This window comes from Streptomyces sp. BE20 (assembly GCF_036322525.1).
Taxonomy (GTDB): domain Bacteria; phylum Actinomycetota; class Actinomycetes; order Streptomycetales; family Streptomycetaceae; genus Kitasatospora.
Genome location: NZ_JAQYWW010000792.1, coordinates 14,780 through 30,784, shown reverse-complemented (window position 1 = coordinate 30,784; position 16,005 = coordinate 14,780). Strand labels below are relative to the sequence as shown.

Annotated in this window: 14 protein-coding genes; 11 read left to right on the top strand and 3 right to left on the bottom strand. The window is 74.3% G+C overall.

Annotated elements, in window-relative coordinates; all coding sequences use genetic code 11:
* The 6 genes from PUR61_RS16740 to PUR61_RS16715 all read left to right on the top strand — a co-directional run bounded on the left by PUR61_RS16740 (window position 1) and on the right by PUR61_RS16715 (window position 6,757).
* Complete coding sequence (locus PUR61_RS16740; RefSeq protein WP_329879645.1) at window positions 1-1,626, top strand: ABC transporter substrate-binding protein; 1,626 nt, start codon at window positions 1-3, stop codon at window positions 1,624-1,626.
* Complete coding sequence (locus tag PUR61_RS16735; RefSeq protein ID WP_329879644.1) at window positions 1,623-2,570, top strand: ABC transporter permease; 948 nt, start codon at window positions 1,623-1,625, stop codon at window positions 2,568-2,570. Before PUR61_RS16740 ends, PUR61_RS16735 begins: the two co-directional genes overlap by 4 nt.
* Before the next feature lie 106 nt (window positions 2,571-2,676).
* On the top strand, window positions 2,677-3,471 hold the full coding sequence (locus tag PUR61_RS16730; protein ID WP_329879643.1) for an ABC transporter permease subunit: 795 nt from the start codon (window positions 2,677-2,679) through the stop codon (window positions 3,469-3,471).
* Complete coding sequence (locus PUR61_RS16725) at window positions 3,468-4,949, top strand: ABC transporter ATP-binding protein (protein WP_329879642.1); 1,482 nt, start codon at window positions 3,468-3,470, stop codon at window positions 4,947-4,949. Before PUR61_RS16730 ends, PUR61_RS16725 begins: the two co-directional genes overlap by 4 nt.
* A complete protein-coding gene (locus tag PUR61_RS16720) occupies window positions 4,946-5,722 on the top strand; it encodes a hypothetical protein (protein WP_329879641.1) in 777 nt (258 codons plus the stop codon). Before PUR61_RS16725 ends, PUR61_RS16720 begins: the two co-directional genes overlap by 4 nt.
* A 243-nt stretch (window positions 5,723-5,965) precedes the next feature.
* Window positions 5,966-6,757 carry a VOC family protein gene (locus PUR61_RS16715; protein ID WP_329879640.1) on the top strand — a complete coding sequence of 264 codons (792 nt, stop codon included), beginning with the start codon at window positions 5,966-5,968 and terminating at the stop codon, window positions 6,755-6,757.
* Here PUR61_RS16715 and PUR61_RS16710 read toward each other — a convergent pair.
* On the bottom strand, window positions 6,741-7,370 hold the full coding sequence (locus PUR61_RS16710; RefSeq protein ID WP_329879639.1) for a hemerythrin domain-containing protein: 630 nt from the start codon (window positions 7,368-7,370) through the stop codon (window positions 6,741-6,743). The two genes, PUR61_RS16715 and PUR61_RS16710, sit on opposite strands and share 17 nt — an antisense overlap.
* Before the next feature lie 186 nt (window positions 7,371-7,556).
* On the bottom strand, window positions 7,557-8,153 hold the full coding sequence (locus PUR61_RS16705) for a TIGR03086 family metal-binding protein (protein ID WP_329879638.1): 597 nt from the start codon (window positions 8,151-8,153) through the stop codon (window positions 7,557-7,559).
* 320 nt (window positions 8,154-8,473) lie between these two features.
* Here PUR61_RS16705 and PUR61_RS16700 point away from each other — a divergent pair, with 320 nt between their 5' ends.
* From PUR61_RS16700 to PUR61_RS16690, 3 genes are all read left to right on the top strand, one after another.
* Entirely contained in the window at window positions 8,474-9,046 is a 573-nt protein-coding gene (locus PUR61_RS16700) for a DoxX family protein (RefSeq protein ID WP_329879637.1), read from the top strand.
* Window positions 9,047-9,393: 347 nt separating this feature from the next.
* Complete coding sequence (locus PUR61_RS16695) at window positions 9,394-9,909, top strand: RNHCP domain-containing protein (protein WP_329879636.1); 516 nt, start codon at window positions 9,394-9,396, stop codon at window positions 9,907-9,909.
* Window positions 9,910-10,273: 364 nt separating this feature from the next.
* The gene (locus tag PUR61_RS16690) at window positions 10,274-12,859 is read left to right on the top strand and encodes a collagenase (RefSeq protein ID WP_329879635.1); all 2,586 of its coding nucleotides are present in this window, start codon (window positions 10,274-10,276) and stop codon (window positions 12,857-12,859) included.
* 169 nt (window positions 12,860-13,028) lie between these two features.
* Here PUR61_RS16690 and PUR61_RS16685 read toward each other — a convergent pair whose 3' ends face one another.
* Window positions 13,029-13,790, bottom strand: a complete 762-nt coding sequence (locus PUR61_RS16685; protein ID WP_329879634.1) for a PP2C family protein-serine/threonine phosphatase — start codon at window positions 13,788-13,790, stop codon at window positions 13,029-13,031.
* Between the two features lie 165 nt (window positions 13,791-13,955).
* On the opposite strand from PUR61_RS16685, the gene PUR61_RS16680 reads away from it, so the two are divergent.
* On the top strand, window positions 13,956-14,552 hold the full coding sequence (locus tag PUR61_RS16680; RefSeq protein ID WP_329879633.1) for a TetR/AcrR family transcriptional regulator: 597 nt from the start codon (window positions 13,956-13,958) through the stop codon (window positions 14,550-14,552).
* A gap of 95 nt (window positions 14,553-14,647) precedes the next feature.
* Window positions 14,648-15,850, top strand: a complete 1,203-nt coding sequence (locus tag PUR61_RS16675; RefSeq protein WP_329879632.1) for an MFS transporter — start codon at window positions 14,648-14,650, stop codon at window positions 15,848-15,850.
* Window positions 15,851-16,005: the final 155 nt, after the last annotated feature.

Below are 16,005 nucleotides of genomic sequence, written 5' to 3'. Positions count from 1 at the left end.
ATGGACCGTCCGCACGCCTCCCGGCCCGCCCCCGGCTCCCCGAACCCCGCCGCCCGCCCCACGGCGCGCCCGATAGCCCGCCGCACCCTGCTCGTCGCCTCCGCCGGAGCCGCCGTAGCCCTCGGGCCGGCCGCCTGCTCCCCGGGCCCGGCCGGCACCCCCGGAGACGCCGCCGCCGGCGCGTCCGGCACCCCCCGGCGCGGCGGCCGGCTGCGCGCCCTCTTCGCCGGCGGCGGGGCCAACGAGACCCTCGACCCGCACCTGGTCAACCTGTTCGCCGACGCGGCCCGGGCCAAGGCGCTCTACGAGAAGCTCGCGGACTCCGGCTCCGACCTCGCCGCCGTCCCCCGTCTCGCCGCCGGATGGGAGCCCAACGCCGGACTCGACACCTGGACCGTCCGCCTGCGCGAGGCCGTGTTCCACGACGGCCGGCCGGTCACCGCCGCCGACGTCCTGTACAGCTACCGCCGAATAGCCGACCCCAAGCGGGCGTTCCGGGCCCGGGCGTCCCTCGAACCGGTCGACCTCGCCGCCAGCCGCGCGATCGACGCCCGCACCGTCGAGTTCCGGCTCAAGCGCCCCTGCGCCGAGTTCCCCAACGTCCTGGCCGCGTTCGGCGCCTACATCGTCCCCGAGGGCACCGAGGACTTCCAGCACCCGGTCGGCTCCGGCCCGTTCTCCTTCGTCTCCTTCAGGCCCGGAACCTCGCTGCTGGTGCGGCGGTTCGACAGCTACTGGGACGGCGCACCGCACCTCGACGAACTGGAGATCCTCGCCGCCGCCGAGGAGTCCGCCCGGGCCAACGCCCTGCTCGCCGGACAGGCCGAGTACGCCCACGAGTTGACCCCCGCCACCGCCCGCGCGCACGAGCGCGGCGGACGGATCGGCATCGTCCGGCTGCGCAACAGCGCCATGCAGGGCTTCGTGATGAAGACCGACCGGCCGCCCTTCGACGACGTCCGGGTCCGGCAGGCGTTCTTCCTCATCGCCGACCGGCAGGAGCTGGTCGACGGCGCGCTCTCCGGCGCGGGCGAGATCGGCAACGACCTGTTCGGCAAGGGCGCCCAGTACTACCCTGCCGGTCTCCCGCAGCGCGCCCAGGACCTCGACCGGGCCCGCGCGCTGCTGCGCGAGGCGGGCGCCGAGGGCCTGAGGGTCACCCTGGACACCTCCCCGGTCGCCGCCGGCTTCGTGGAGGCGGCCGGGATCCTCAAGGACCAGGCCGCCAAGGCCGGCGTCACCGTGGAGGTCAAGGTCGGCAGCAAGGACACCTACTGGAAGGACATCCTGGACGGCGGCGTGTTCGCCTCCTACCGGTCCGGCGCGCTGCCCGTCGAGTCGCACATCTCCCAGCGGCTGCTGTCCGGCTCCACCACCAATGCGACCCACTGGCGCCGCCCCGACTTCGACGACCTGTACACCCAGGCCCAGTCCACGGCCGACCCGGCCGCGCGCGCCGCCCTCTACGAGCGGATGCAGCGCCGGCTGTACGACGAGGGCGGCTTCCTGATCTGGGGCTTCGCCGACTGGATCGTGGGCACGGCGCAGCGTCTGCGCGGCGTCTCCGCCGAGGCTCCGGCCAACACCCTGGACTGGGCCAGGTTCGACAAGGTCTGGCTGGCATGACGACGCCGCTGCGCGGCTGGGCCCGGCGCCGGCTGCTGCTCGGCGCCGGGCAGATCGCGGCCGTCCCGGTCCTGGTCTTCGTTCTGACCGAGGCGCTGCCCGGCGACGCCGCCGTGACCATCGCCGGGGACGACCCCGACCCGGCGAGGATCACGGCGATCCGGGCCGCGCTGCGGCTGGACCGGCCGGCGGTGGAGCGGTTCGCCGACTGGGCGGGGGAGCTGGTCCACGGCGAGCTCGGCCGCTCGCTGGTCAGCGGTCGCCCGGTCGCCGACTACCTCGCGGACGGCCTCGCCCCGACCGTCCTGCTGGCCTCGGTCACCCTCGTCCTGCTCGTGCCCGTGGCGGTCGGCCTCGGCATGCTCGCCGCCCGCCGGGAGGGCGGCCCGTTGGACCGCGCGATCAGTACCGCGACCCTCGGGGTGTACGCGGTACCGGAGTTCGCGCTGGGAGTGCTGCTCACCGCGGTCTTCGCGATCCGCCTCGGCTGGCTGCCGCCGACCGCCGTCGGCGGGGTCCGGGAGCAGCCGGCCGTCCTGGTCCTGCCGGTCGTGGTGCTGCTGGCCCGCCCGGTCTGCTCCGTCGCCCGCCTCGTCCGGGCCGGGCTGATCGAGGCGATGGCCGCGCCGTACGCCGTCCACGCGCTGCGCTGCGGCGTCCCGCCCGGCCGCGTCCGCTGGACGCACGCCCTCCCCAACGCGCTCGCCCCGGCCGCGCAGCAGCTCGCGCGTACGGCCGACTGGCTGCTCTGCGGCGTCATCGTGGCCGAGGCCCTCTTCGTCATCCCCGGCCTGGGCACCGTCCTGCTGGACGCCGTCGCCGCCCGCGACGTTCCCGTGGTGCAGGGCCTCGCCGTGCTGTTCGGCGTGGTGACGGTCGTCCTCAACCTGGCCGCCGACCTGGTCGCGCGCCGGCTCGCGCCGCGCGCGGAGGTGGTGGTGTGACCGGCCCCCGCCCGCCCGGGCCTTCGCCTGCCGGGCGCGCGCCCGACGGGCCTTCGCCCACCGCCGACCCCCGGGGTCTGGCCGCCACGCCGAGGGAGGCGACGGAGTGAGGAAGTACGCCTTCGGTACGGCGCTGATCGCCGTGCCGCTGCTGATCGCCCTGGCCGGACCGCTGGTCGCCGGGGAGCCGGGGCCGCGCGCGGTGTCGTTCACGGCGGGCGGCGGGCACTGGCTGGGCACCGACTTCACCGGCCGTGACGTCTGGCGCCAAGTCCTGCTCGGCGGCCGGTCGGTGGTGCTGGTGGCGATCGCGGCGACGGTGCTCGCGTACGCGCTGGCGCTGCCGCTCGCGCTGGCCGCCGCGCTGACCGGGCGGGCCTGGTGGGAGGAGGTGCTGCTGCGGCCGCTGGACGTGCTGATCGCGGTGCCCTCGCTGCTGCTGGTGCTGCTGGTCGCCACCGCGCTGGAACCCGGTCCGGGCGGGCTCGCCCTGCTGGTCGGGGTGGCGGCGGTGCCCGACGTCGCCCGGGTGGTGCACGCGGCGGCGGTGGAGGCGGCGGCCCGGCCGGTCGTGGAGGCGTTGCGGTTGCACGGCGAGTCGTGGTGGCGGATCGCGTTCGACCAGGTCACCCGGACGATCCGTCGTACGGTCGCCGCCGACGCCGGGACTCGACTGGTCGGCGCGCTCTACCTGGTCGCCACGGCGGCCTTCCTCGGCGTGGGCGTGCAACCGGACGCCGCCGACTGGGCGGTGATGGTCGACCGCAACCGGCCGGGACTCTTCCTCCAGCCCTGGGCGGTCGTCGTTCCGGCGCTGCTCGTGGCCGGGCTCTCCACCGGCACCAATCTGCTGTTCGACGCCGCCCTGCACCGGGCGGGCGGGAAGGAGGTCCGACGGTGACCGAACCGGAGCTGGTGAGGGTGGACCGCCTGGGTGTCGCGGTCGGCGGGCGGACGCTGGTGGACGGCGTCAGCCTTCGGGTCCGGCCCGGCCGGGTGACCGCGCTGGTCGGCCCGTCCGGCAGCGGCAAGACGACCACGGCGCTCGCCCTGCTCGGCGTGTACCCGGACGGCGCGCGGGTGACCGGCACGGTCACCGGCGGGATGCCGGGCACCGGGCGGCCCGGCGCCCCGGGCCCCGGCGCCGTGCGCGTCGGCCACGTGCCGCAGCACCCCGCCACGGTGCTCAACCCGGCCCGCCGGGTCGGCGTGCTGCTGCGCGACCTCGCCCGGGTGCACGGCGGCGGCCCGGAGGCCGTCCGACGTGCCCTGATGGACGCTGAACTGGCCGACGTGGAGGGGGTGTTGAGCCGGTACCCGCACCAACTGTCCGGCGGCCAGCAACAGCGCGTGGTACTCGCCCAGGCGCTGCTGACCGGCGCCCGGGTGATCGTCGCCGACGAGCCCACCACCGGCCAGGACCCGGGGACGGCGGCCCGGGTCGCCGCGTTGTTCGGCCGACTCGTCGCGCGCGGCACCGGACTGCTGCTCCTCAGCCACGACCTGCGCACCGTGCGGGAACTGGCGGACGAGGTGGTGGTCCTGGAGGCGGGCCGGACGGTGCGGACCGGTCCGCCCGCGGACGTCCTGCCGGCCGCCGAGGAGCAGGCCCCGTCGGCGCCGTCGCGGTCCGACCGACCGGAGCCGGGGCCGGTCCGCCTCTCCGTCACCGGACTCACCGCCCGGCACCCCGGGGGCGCGGCGGTCCTGCACGACGTCGGCCTGACGCTGCGGGCGGGGGAGTGCCTCGCTCTGGTCGGCCGCTCCGGCAGCGGCAAGACCACCCTGGGGCGCTGCCTGGCCGGGCTGCACCCGCGTCACGACGGTTCCGTCCGGCTCGACGGCGAGCCGTTGCCGCGCAGCGTCCGGCGCCGGGGGCGGCGGGGGCTGTCGGCCGTCCAGTACGTGTTCCAGGACGCCAGGAGCACGTTCGCGGACCACCGCCCGGTTCTCGACCAGGTGGCCCGGGCGGCCGTCCGCCTCCGCGGCCGCTCGTCCGCCGAGGCCGCCGACGAGGCCAGGACCCTGCTGGCCGCGCTGGGCCTGGACCCGGCGAAGGCGTCCCGACCGCCCGCCGGACTCTCCGGCGGCGAGTTGCAACGGGCCGCCCTGGCCAGGGCGCTGGTCGTCGACCCGGCTGTGCTGGTCTGCGACGAGATCACCTCGGGGCTGGACGCCGACACCCGGACGGCGATCCTCGCCCGTCTCGCCGAGCGGCGGGACCGCACCGGCCTCGCGCTGCTCTTCATCTCCCACGACCTGGCCGCCGTCGGCGCGCTGGCGGACGCGGTCGTCACGATGGCGGAGGGCCGGCTGGTCACCGGCCCGCCCGCCCGGGCGACGGAGTGTCAGACCCCTGGGCTAACGTCGCCGGCATGAGCACCGTGATCGCAGCCGTCCCCGCCCCCGAGGCACTCGCCGCACTGGTCGACGTCCTGGCCGCCCGGGCCGCGTCCGGCGCGGATGCCACCGGCCTCGCGGAGACGGCCCGCCGGGCGTTCGCCGCCGAGCGGCCGGGCCCGTTGCCGGACCACTGGTGGCTCGCGGTCCCCGGCGAGACGTACGAGGAGGCGTTCACGGTCCTCGGTCTGCACGACCGGATACCCGTCACCGTCCGGTACGGCCTGGCCGCGCAGGAGGACGACGAGAAGGACACCCCGGAGCCGGTGCACCGGGTGTTCGTCACGCCCGAGTACGCGGGGTGGCGTCTGATCTACGCGGAGTCTCCGCTGCGGGAGACGACCTGGTGGCCGTACGACGTCGTCGAACGCCTGAGCGCCGCCTGCGGCAAGGCCCAGGTCTTCTTCCAGGACCCGTTCGCCGACTCCGTCATCTGGGCGGCCGCCGAGCACGGCGCGCTGGTCCGGGGCTACTGGCGCGCCGACGATCCGGAGTGGACGGGGGAGCCGTTCCCGTGGGAGTCGCTGCCCGGCGCGGCCGGTTCCGAGGGGGAGGCGGACGACGATGACGACGATGACGACGACGCCGGGCCCAACGCCTCGCGGGTCACGTCGATCAGCGCGGCTGCGGCGGGCCTGTCCGTCGACCCTGCCGCCATCACCGCCGAGACCCCGGTCCGTGGCCACGGCTGGCTCGCCCTGACCGCACCGGGAGCGGGCCACGACGGCTTCGAGGGGGCGCCCGAGCTCTGACCCGCCCCCGCCCCGCGCCCGCCGGAACCGCCGACCGCCGCAGCGGCCACCCGCCCGGCCGTCAACCTCCGCGCTCCGCCGTGGCGGCGCCCGTGTGCGGCGCGCGCGGCGGCCCGCACCCGCGCCGCCCTGCGTGCCGTGCCGCGCCGGGGTCGCCTCGTCGGCCTAGGCTGAACTCGCCCGGGCGGCCGGTCGGCCGTGCGAGTCGGGAGGGGCCCGGCGGCCGGGACCAGGAGGTACGCGATGGGCAGCGGTGAGGCAACGGCCGCGGTGCGCTGTGTAGCGGCCGTTCCGTGCTGGGTGAGCCTGGTGGCGCGCGATCTCGACGCGGCCAAGGCGTTCTACGGACCGCTGTTGGGGTGGGAGTTCGAGCCGGCGCCGGATCGTTTCGGCCCGTACGTGCACGCGGTGGCCGGCGGGGAGGCGGTCGCCGGACTCGGTGTGGCGGGCGGCGACTGGGACATGTCCGTCGCGTGGACCAGCTTCTTCGGCACCGAGAGTGCCGATGCCGCCGCCGACGCGGTCCGCGAGCGCGGGGCGACGCTCGCCGTCGGCCCGCTCGCCTTCGACGCCGGCCGGGTGGCGTTCGCGGCGGACCCGGCGGGCGCGCTGTTCGGGATCTGGGAGGGCCCGCCGGGCCGGGCCCGGCAGCTGGACCTGCCGGGCGCCCCGGTCTGGATCGAGCTGCGCACGCCCGACCCGTTCGCGGCCGCGCTCTTCTACGGCGAGGTGTTCCGCTGGGACGGCCGGGACCCGGAGCGGTTCGAGGTGCGCTGGGAGCACGACCGGGTGGTGCTGCGGGCGGAGGGGCACAGCGTCGCCGCGCTCGCCAGTGAACAGGCGGGCGGTCCGACCGGAATGCGCCCGCACTGGGAGGTGTCGTTCTCGGTGCCGGACACCGATGCCGCGCTGCTCGGGGCGGAGGCGCTGGGCGGGACGGCGATCGGTCCGGCCTTCGACTCGCCCTACGGGCGGGTCGCGCGGCTCCAGGACCCGGAGGGCGGCCGGTTCGCGGTGATCAGCCCGAAGCGCTGACGCCGTCGGGCGAGGCCCCGCCGAGGTTCCGGGCGACCTCCTCCCGGGTGGCCCGCAGCCGTTCGGCGAGTGCGGCCCGGGCCCCGGGCGGCAGGGCCTTGCGGGCGGCCGGGTAGAGCTGCCTCTCCTCCGTCGCGAGGTGTCGGCGGAGCAGCTCGGTGAGTCCGTTCAGCAGAGTGCCGGAGGTCGGATCGCCGGGGGGAAGGGCCTGGAGGTCGGCGAGGTACTGGCCGATCGCGAGGTGGTCGTGGATGCACTGGAAGACCAGTGCGCCACCGTCCGGCACGTCGTGCTGGACCACCGGGAACAGGTGCTCCTCCTCCGCGGCGCAGTGGCTGAACAGCAGGTCGGTGAGGAGACCGACCGGCTCGTCGGGCAGGCCCGGGGGCGCCGCCGATCCGGCGGACCCCGATCCGGGGGCCGCCTCGGGCGCCTCCGCCGGCGCCCGGGCCGCCCCCGTCTCGTCCGTGGCACCTGCGGTCCCCGTCGTCGCCGGGGTCGGGGACGGTTCGGACGGCTGTCCGGGCCCGGCGGCCTCGATCCGGGCGAGCAGTTCTTCCACCGCTCGGTGCTCCGCGGTGAACTCGTCCAGGATGTCCGGCCTGCGGCTCATGGTGCGCCCGCCTCCTGTCCGGTCTTGTCCGGTCCAGTACGTTCTCGTCCGATGTGTCCGACATCTCCAGTATCCGGCGTCGCGGCAGGTGTCCGGACGCCCCTCGGCGGAAGTGCAGGTCAGGGGTGCGGGCCGGGGGCCCCGACACGGACGCGCAGGGCGGCGTTCCCGTGGCGACCCCTCGGGTCAGGGGTGGTCCCGGCGCCCGGTGAGGGCGAGCATGCGGGCCTGCGGGTCGGCGTCGTCCGGGACCGGGAGCGGGGGGTCGAAGAGGCCGCTGCCGGACAGGTCGCCGTAGCCGGTGTACTCGCCGAGCGCGAACTCCACCAGGCCGGCGGGCAGCCGGGTGCGGTGGCGGATGCCCTCGGCGAGGTCCCAGGTGTGCACGACGGCGTCGGCGGTGAGCTGATCCAGGTAGTACTGACCGGAGACGTCGCCGAAGGACAGGTGGACGGTGAGCTCCGTGGTCCCGGGAAGGGCGAACGCGTCCCGGGAGGCTTCGGCGGCGGCCGTCCACGTGGCGACGGGATCGGTTCCGAGCACGTCGCCGTCGAAGCGGCCGCCGACCTCCGAGGTCGTCGAGCCCATCAGCATCTCGGGCACCCAGAGCTGCTCGGCCGTGAGGTGGTTGACCAGGTCCCGGACGGACCAGTCGGCGCACGGTGTGGGCGCGTCCCACTGGTCGGGGGTGACCAGCCGCAGCCGGTCGCCGAACGCGGCCAGCGCCTCGGCGTAAGGGGTGTCCTGCCGTGCCGCCGCCCGGTGTTCCCTGCGATGAGCCATACCTCCACCCTGCCCTGTCGCGCCCGGGGACGCGCGCCGGTGGTCCGGTGGCAGGACCCTCGGCGGGGCCCGCCGGGCCCGCCCCGCCGGGCTGCTCCGGGTCGGCAGCCGGGTCCGCCCCGCCGGGCTGCTCCGGGTCCGCCCCGTCGCGCGCCACTGCGCGCCGGTCTGCACCACTCCTTGACCCGCCCCCGCCAAATTTCCCCGTCCCGCCGGTTGTTCAAATTCAAACTTCCAGGTACGGTCGAACAGCGCTGGTTCGAATTTGAACAACCAGCTTCCTCGACCGACCGACCGACCCCCCATCGATGGAGACGCGCATGCCGAGCAGCAGCCCGAGCACGACCGCCCCCACCACCACCTCCGCTTCCGCCCGGGCGATCCCCGAGTTCGGAGCGACCTCTCCGCACGCCTACGACGCCGGCCTGCTGCTGCTGCGCGTGGCGCTCGGCCTGACCATGGCCGCCCACGGCGTCCAGAAGCTGTTCGGCTGGTTCGGTGGCGGGGGTCTCGACGGCACCGGTCGGTTCTTCGAGGTGAGCGGCTACCCCGCGCCCAAGGCCATGGCCGTCGTGGCCGGCCTCACCGAGGTCGGCGGCGGACTCGCTCTCGTCGTCGGCCTGCTGACCCCGCTGGCCGCGGCGGCGATCCTCGGCACCATGCTCAACGCCCTCGCCGTCACCTGGAGCGGCAACTTCTTCGCGGCGAAGGGCGGCAGCGAGTACGAGCTGCTGCTGATCGCTGTCGCCGCCGCGCTCGCACTGACCGGCCCGGGCCGCTACGCCGTGGACCGCTACCTGCCCGTGGTGCGCTCGCACCGACTGCTGTACGGTGCCGCCGCCGTCGTGGTCGGCCTGGTGACGGCCGGCATCGTTCTGCTCGTGCGCAAGTGACGGACCCGCACCACCGCGGTTCGCGGCCGTGCACCGGAAAACCGGTTGCGAGGGCCTGAGCCGCCGGGCTTCAGTAGGGGCCGCCGGTCGACCGACCGGCGGCCCCTGCCGTGTCCGCGCGTGTCGCGACCGGCGACGGTCCCCTGTGACGTGATGAAAGTGGTGGGTTTGTGCCCAGGTCGACAGCGAGCGCTCTTCGTACGTCCCGGACGGAGCCCGCATCGCCCGGACCGGCCGCCACTCGGCCGGTCTGACCCGACCGCGGTTCCGCCTCCGGGGCGGACGGACGGCGCTCACCTCATCCTGGGCCGACCGTTCTGACCGCATCCCGCAGGGAGCCACCCGACGTGTCCCGACGACACCGTGACCGCCTCGAACACCGCACCGACCACCTCGAACTCTCCGCCGAGTACGCGGAGTTCCAAACCCACAGCCATGCCCGTTCCCGTGCCGACGCCCGCCCGGACCCGTCCGACCGCCGCGCCGGCCGGCGCTCCGGCGAGCCGGCCGGCCGCGCCGCCGAGTCGTTCCGCTGCCGGAACTGCCGGCTGGACGTACCGCTGCGCGCGCCGGGCACCGCACACCGGAACCACTGCCCGAACTGCCTGTTCAGCCTGCACCTCGACGACCGCGTCCCCGGCGACCGGGCGTCCGAGTGCCGGGCCCGGATGGAACCGATCTCGATCTCGGTGCGCGGTGCGGGGGAGTGGGTCATCATCCACCGCTGCACGGCCTGCGACGAGTTGAGCGCCAACCGGACCGCCGGGGACGACAGTCCGCTGCTCCTGCTCAGGATGGCCACCCGACCGCCGGCCCAACCGCCGTTCCCGCTGGAACGCCTGGCGGGACCGGCCGGACTCTAGGGCGGATGCCGGGCGCCGGGTCACCCGCCGGAACCGGTGCCCCGTCAATCCGGCGCCCCGCCAATCAGGTACCCCGGCGCCGGCCCGGGTGCCCTCGGCGGCCCGGTGCGACCCGGCCCGCCGTCGCCCAGGGCCGCGCCCCGGCCGGGCCAAGGCCGCGTCCGCGCACGGAACTCCACGCGGACGCGGCCGTTCGCTTTTCGTCCGTTCCGAGGCCTTCCCCTCGTCATGTGATGTGTGCCATTGTACATGTCACACTCCCCACCGGTGCTCGACGGGGCCGCCCCACGGCGCCGTCGCAACGGTCCTCACCCCCCCACCGGCCGCGCCCCCAACGCGGCTGACCAGGCCCGGAGGCCCCCACGTGAGAGCCGCACGCCCTCTGCACCAAATACCCCGTCTCGCCAGGCTGTTGACGCTGGCCCTGGCGCTGCTCCTGTCGGTCGGACTGTTCGCGCCGCGCAGCCAGGCCGCCCCCGCCCCGGCCTCGCCGCAGCCCGGCGGCGGCTCGCCCGCAGCCTCGGCCGCCCCCACCGACCCGGCCCCCCAGCCGGCCATCGGTGAGACGCCCGACGACCACGGCAAGAACCGGCCGGTGCCCGCGCGCGAGCGCGCCCCGTTCTCGACGACCGCGCCCGACAAGGCGGCCGACAGCGGGTCGAAGGCCGCCAAGAACAGCGCTCTCGCCAAGAGCTTCGGCGAGGGCGCGGCCGCGGCCGCCGAGCAGCCCTGCAACGTGTCCGACTTCACCGGCCGCACCGGCAGCGCCCTGGTCCAGACGATCAAGAGCGCCGAACTCGGCTGCATCAACGACCTGTTCGTCCTCACGGGAGGGGACGCGAGCGGGGCCTTCCGCGAGTCCCAGATGGTCACCGTGGCGAACGCCCTGCGCGACACCGCCGCCGCCTACCCGGGCGACAACTCCACCTCCACCGCCCAGCTGGTGCTCTACCTGCGCGCCGGCTACTTCGTGCAGTGGTACCACGCGTCCGACGTCGGCACCTACGGCACCGCCCTGCAGAACGCGATCCGGCCCGCGCTGGACGCCTTCTTCGGCAGCGCCCACTCGCGTGACGTCACCGCCGCCAACGCCGCGACGCTCGGCGAGGCGATCACCCTGATCGACAGCGCGCAGGAGAACGTCCGCTACCTCCCGGTCGTCAAGCGCCTGTTGGGCGCCTACGACGCCACCACCCACAACCCCGCGGGCATGGGCAACGCGCTCAACAGCGTCTTCACCGTGCTCTGGCGCGGCCACCAGACGGCCGGCTTCGCCGCTGCGGTCCAGGCGGACCCGAGCGTGCTCGACACGATGTACTCCTTCGTCACCGCCAACAACGCGCAACTCGGCGGCGACTACAGCTTCCTGGTGTACAACGCGACCCGCGAGCTCGGCCGCTTCCTGCAGTACGCGCCGCTCAAGGCCAAGGTCCGGCCGCTGGAGAAGGGCCTGGCCGACCAGTCCTCGCCGTCCGGCCGCACCGCCTACCAGTGGGCGGCAGCCGCGGAGATGGCCGAGGCCTTCGACCCGGGCAACTGCTCCTACTACGGCACCTGTGACTCGGCGAACCGGCTCAAGTCGGCCGTCCTGACGGTCAACTACACCTGCAGCCCGAGCATCCGCATCATCGCCCAGGCCCTGGACTCCGGCCAGCTCGGCACCGCCTGCTCCAGCCTGACCGCCCAGGACGCGTACTTCCACGCGGTGGCGAAGGACAACGGCCCGGTGGCCGACGACAGGAACACCACGATCGAGGTCGTGGTCTTCCACTCCCGGTTCGACTACGGGGTGTTCGCGGCCAGCGTCTACGGCATCGACACCAACAACGGCGGCATGTACCTGGAGGGCAAGCCCGCCGAGGCCGGCAACCAGCCGCGCTTCCTCGCCTACGAGGCCGACTGGGCCCGCCCGGAATTCCAGATCTGGAACCTCAACCACGAGTACACCCACTACCTCGACGGCCGGTTCGACATGTACGGCGACTTCAACGCCGGCATGACCACCCCGACCGTCTGGTGGGTCGAGGGCTTCGCCGAGTACGTCTCCTACTCCTACCGCAAGCTCTCGTACGACGCGGCGATCTCCGCCGCCGGCCTCCACACGTACAAGCTCTCCACCCTCTTCGACACCACCTACAACAACTCCGACAGCGAGCGGGTCTACCGCTGGGGCTACCTGGCCGTCCGCTACATGCTGGAGCAGCACCGCTCCGACATGGACGCCGTGCTCGCCAAGTACCGTTCCGGCGACTGGGCCGGCGCCCGTAGCTACCTGACCGGCACCATCGGCACCCGGTTCGACGCCGACTTCGACCGCTGGCTGACCGCCTGCGCCGCCGGCTCCTGCGGCACCACCAACCCGCCGGGCAACCAGCCGCCCACCGCCGCGTTCGGCACCGCGATCGGCGAGCTGGCCGTCACCTTCACCGACCGCTCGACCGACCCGGACGGGAGCATCACCGCCCGCGCCTGGGACTTCGGCGACGGCACCACGGCGACCACCACCAACCCGACCAAGTGGTACGCCAAGGCGGGCACCTACACCGTCACGCTCACGGTGACCGACAACAAGGGCGCCACCGCGAGCAGTCGGCAGAACGTCACCGTCGCGGGCCTGCCCGAGTGCTCCGGCGCCGACGTCCGGCAGCTCGACAAGAACTGCCGGCGCGGCAACCTCGCGGCGACCACCGGCAACTACACCCACTTCTACCTGTACCTCCCGGCCGGCGTGAAGCAGCTGAAGCTCACCAGCACCGGCGGTACCGGGAACGCCGACATGTACTTCAACACCGGCAGCTGGGCGTACACCAACGCCTACACCGCCCGGTCCGTCAACGCCTCCAACAACACCGAGACCCTCACCATCACCAACCCGCCGGCCGGCTACGTGTTCGTCAGCCTCTACGGCCAGCAGGGCTTCTCCGGCGCGAACATCAAGGCCGAGTACTGACCCGGCCCGACGTCCGGCCCCACGTCCGACCGCTGACGCCGACGCACTGACGTCGAACTGCTGAGGCCGAACCACCGGCCGGCCGGCTCCGGCCGGAGGGTCCACCGGGTGCCCCCGGCGGCGCGCGACGCGCACCGCCGGGGGCACCTCCGTGGTCGTCCCACCCCGCTCACGCCCCGACCCGTACCAGCGCCAGCGTGATGTTGTCCGGGCCGCCGGCCTCGATCGCCGCCTTCCAGAGTGCGAACGCGGCCCGTCCGTCGGCCCGTCCGGGATCGTCGGGCGGGAGGTCGAGCAGGGCGAAGAGCTCGTCCTCCGGGAGCGGGTCGGTCAGCCCGTCGCTGCACACCAGGTACCGGTCGCCGACCGCCAGCGGGGCGCGGCGCACGTGCGGTTCGACGAAGGTGAGGCCGAGCGAGCCACCGAGCGACTGGGTGACCAGCGAGGTGGTGCGCCGACCGGGTTGCAGCGGCGGACTGTCGTCCACGCTGACCCGGCGCAGCCCCGTCCCCTCGACCCGGTAGACCCGGCTGTCGCCGACGTTGAACACCACGGCCTCGTCGGGCAGCAGCACCAGGCCCGCGACCGTCGTCCCCATCGCGGCCAGCTCCGGATCGTCGGCCGCCGCCGCGTACACCGCCCGGTTGCAGTCCTGGAGCGCCTCGCGGACGGCCTCCTCGCTGACCAGGTCCGGGCCGGCCGCCGCCAGCCGCCGCGCGACCAGGGAGCTGGCCACCTCGCCGCCGGGGTGGCCGCCGAGGCCGTCGGCGACCGCCACCACGCATGGCGGGCCGACGGGGAAGAGCATGGTCTGCGGATTGGTGGTCACCGTCGCACAGAGGGTCCACGGCCCGACGGCCAGGCTGTCCTCGTTCTGTTCCCGCACCAGGCCCTCGTGGCTCAGCGCGCTCACCTCGATGTAGGCCGTCATCGGTTCGCCGTCCTTCCGGAGCTCCGGGCCGGCCGCGCCCGACTCCTCCCATTGTCGCGCGCGCCGTCCGCGCCGTCCGCGCCGTCCGCGCCGGGCGGGCTGGTGGGCCGGGCGGGCCCGCTCCCGGGTATTGCACCGACCGATCCAAAAAGCTACGGTGCTGCCATGGCGAGACCGCGCACCTTCGACGAGGACCGGGCGCTGGACGCGGCGATGCGCGCGTTCTGGGCGAACGGTTACGAGGCCACCTCCACACAGGACCTCTGTGCGGCGACCGGTCTCGGGCGGAGCAGCATCTACAACACGTTCAGCAGCAAGCGCGACCTGTTCAAGCGGGCGCTGGCCCGCTACATCGACCTGATGACCATCCCGCAGATCGCCCTTCTGGAGGACCCGGAGCTGCCCCCGGCAGCGCGGATCCGGGCCCTGTTCGAGCGGATCGTCGACGCCGAGTTCGCCCTGCGCCCGGAGGGGCGCAGCATCGGCTGCCTGACCGTGAACACCATCGTCGAACTGGCCGGGCGCGACCCCGAGGCGGCCGCGATGGTGGGCCGGGACCAGGAGATCCGGCTGGTCGCGCTCCGGGGGGTGCTGGCGGCGGGGCAGCGGTCGGGCGAGATCGCCTCCCGCCGGGATCCGGGCGACCTGGCCCGGTTCCTGAACGCGGTGATCGGCGGCATGCGGATCGCCGCCCAGGGCGGGGCCGACCGGGCCGCCCTCGAAGCCGTCGCCGCGACCGCGCTCGACGCCCTGGCCCCCTGAGGTCACCGCCCGACCGGACCTCCCCTCCGCCTTCCCGTGGCTTCGCCTGCCCTAATTTTGAACCGATCAATCCAAAACCACCTGGGAGCAACACCGTGCCACGTGCCGTGTACGTCCTCGCCCTCGGCATCTTCGCGATGGTCACCAGCGAGTTCGCGGTCGCCGGGCTCATGCCGCAACTGGCGGAGGGCCTCGACGTCACCGTCCCGCAGGTCGGCTACCTGATCACGGCCTTCGCGGTCGCGATGTCGTTCGGCGGCCCGTTCCTCACCGTCACGGTCCTGAGGATGCGTCAGAAGAACGCCTTGATCCTTCTCTTCGCGATATTCCTGGCAGGGAACCTGATCGCCGCGACCGCCTCCGGCTACCCGGTGATGCTGGTGGCCCGGGTGGTCACCGGCGTCGCGGCTCAGGCGTTCTTCGGCGTCTCGATCTCGCTCTGCGCGCAGCTCGCCCGCCCGGAGATCCGTGGGCGGGCCATCGCCGTCGCGATGAACGGCCTGATGCTCGGCACTCTGCTGGGACTGCCGCTGGCCACCGTGATCGGGGAGCGCCTGGGCTGGCGGGCCGCCTTCTGGACGGTCGCCGTGCTCACGGTGGTCGCCGCGCTCTGCACCCTCGCCGGCGTGTCCGACGTCGACCATGCCGAGGGCGGCGGTTCCGTCCGCTCCGAACTGGGCGTCTTCCGCAACCCCAGGCTCTGGCTGACCTTCTCCACCAGCACCCTGATCATCGGCGCGACCTTCGCCGCGTTCAGCTACGCCAACCCGATCCTCACCGAGGTCACCGGCTTCTCGGCCGGTTCCGTCCCGCTGCTGCTGGTCGCGTACGGCGCGGCCACCGTCGTCGGCAACACCGTGGTCGGGCGCTTCGCCGACCGCTTCGCGGTGCCCGTGCTCACCCTGGGCCTGGCGCTGAACGCCGTCTTCCTGGTGGGCTTCGCGCTCTTCGCGGACCTGCCGGTGCCGGCCGTCGCGTTCCTGCTGGGCATCGGTCTGGTCGGCGTCACGATGAACCCCGCAATGGTGTCCCGGGTCCAGCGCACCGGCAACGCCCGCCCGCTGGTGAACACCGTCCACTCCTCCTTCATCACCCTGGGGATCATCATCAGCACCTCGTTCGGCGGCCTCGCGATCGACGCGTGGGGCCTGCGCGCGCCCCTCTGGCTGGGCGCCGGCCTCGCCGTCGCGGGCCTGCTCACCCTCCTCCCCGAGGCGCTCGGTACCCGCCGCGCCCGACCCGCCCACCCCACCCCCGTCCCCACCGACCGCATCCCCGAGCCCGCCTACACCGACTGACCTCCCTTCCCGGCCCCCGCTCCCGCCCCCGGCGGCCCTCGACAGCCCGGGGAGGGGGTCGGTGGGCAGTCGGGGGCGAGGAGATGGGTGCTCGGGGAATATCGGCGGGACGGTCGATGCTAAGGTGGTTGAAACTTTGACGATCGGATCCCGAC

Bases quoted from the DNA above. Each gene is read 5' to 3' on its own strand.
- PUR61_RS16710 (WP_329879639.1), bottom strand. From the start codon at position 7,370: ATGAGCCGCAGGCCGGACATCCTGGACGAGTTCACCGCGGAGCACCGA.
- PUR61_RS16700 (WP_329879637.1), top strand. From the start codon at position 8,474: ATGCCGAGCAGCAGCCCGAGCACGACCGCCCCCACCACCACCTCCGCT.
- PUR61_RS16680 (WP_329879633.1), top strand. From the start codon at position 13,956: ATGGCGAGACCGCGCACCTTCGACGAGGACCGGGCGCTGGACGCGGCG.
- PUR61_RS16685 (WP_329879634.1), bottom strand. From the start codon at position 13,790: ATGACGGCCTACATCGAGGTGAGCGCGCTGAGCCACGAGGGCCTGGTG.
- PUR61_RS16740 (WP_329879645.1), top strand. From the start codon at position 1: ATGGACCGTCCGCACGCCTCCCGGCCCGCCCCCGGCTCCCCGAACCCC.
- PUR61_RS16735 (WP_329879644.1), top strand. From the start codon at position 1,623: ATGACGACGCCGCTGCGCGGCTGGGCCCGGCGCCGGCTGCTGCTCGGC.
- PUR61_RS16705 (WP_329879638.1), bottom strand. From the start codon at position 8,153: ATGGCTCATCGCAGGGAACACCGGGCGGCGGCACGGCAGGACACCCCT.
- PUR61_RS16715 (WP_329879640.1), top strand. From the start codon at position 5,966: ATGGGCAGCGGTGAGGCAACGGCCGCGGTGCGCTGTGTAGCGGCCGTT.
- PUR61_RS16720 (WP_329879641.1), top strand. From the start codon at position 4,946: ATGAGCACCGTGATCGCAGCCGTCCCCGCCCCCGAGGCACTCGCCGCA.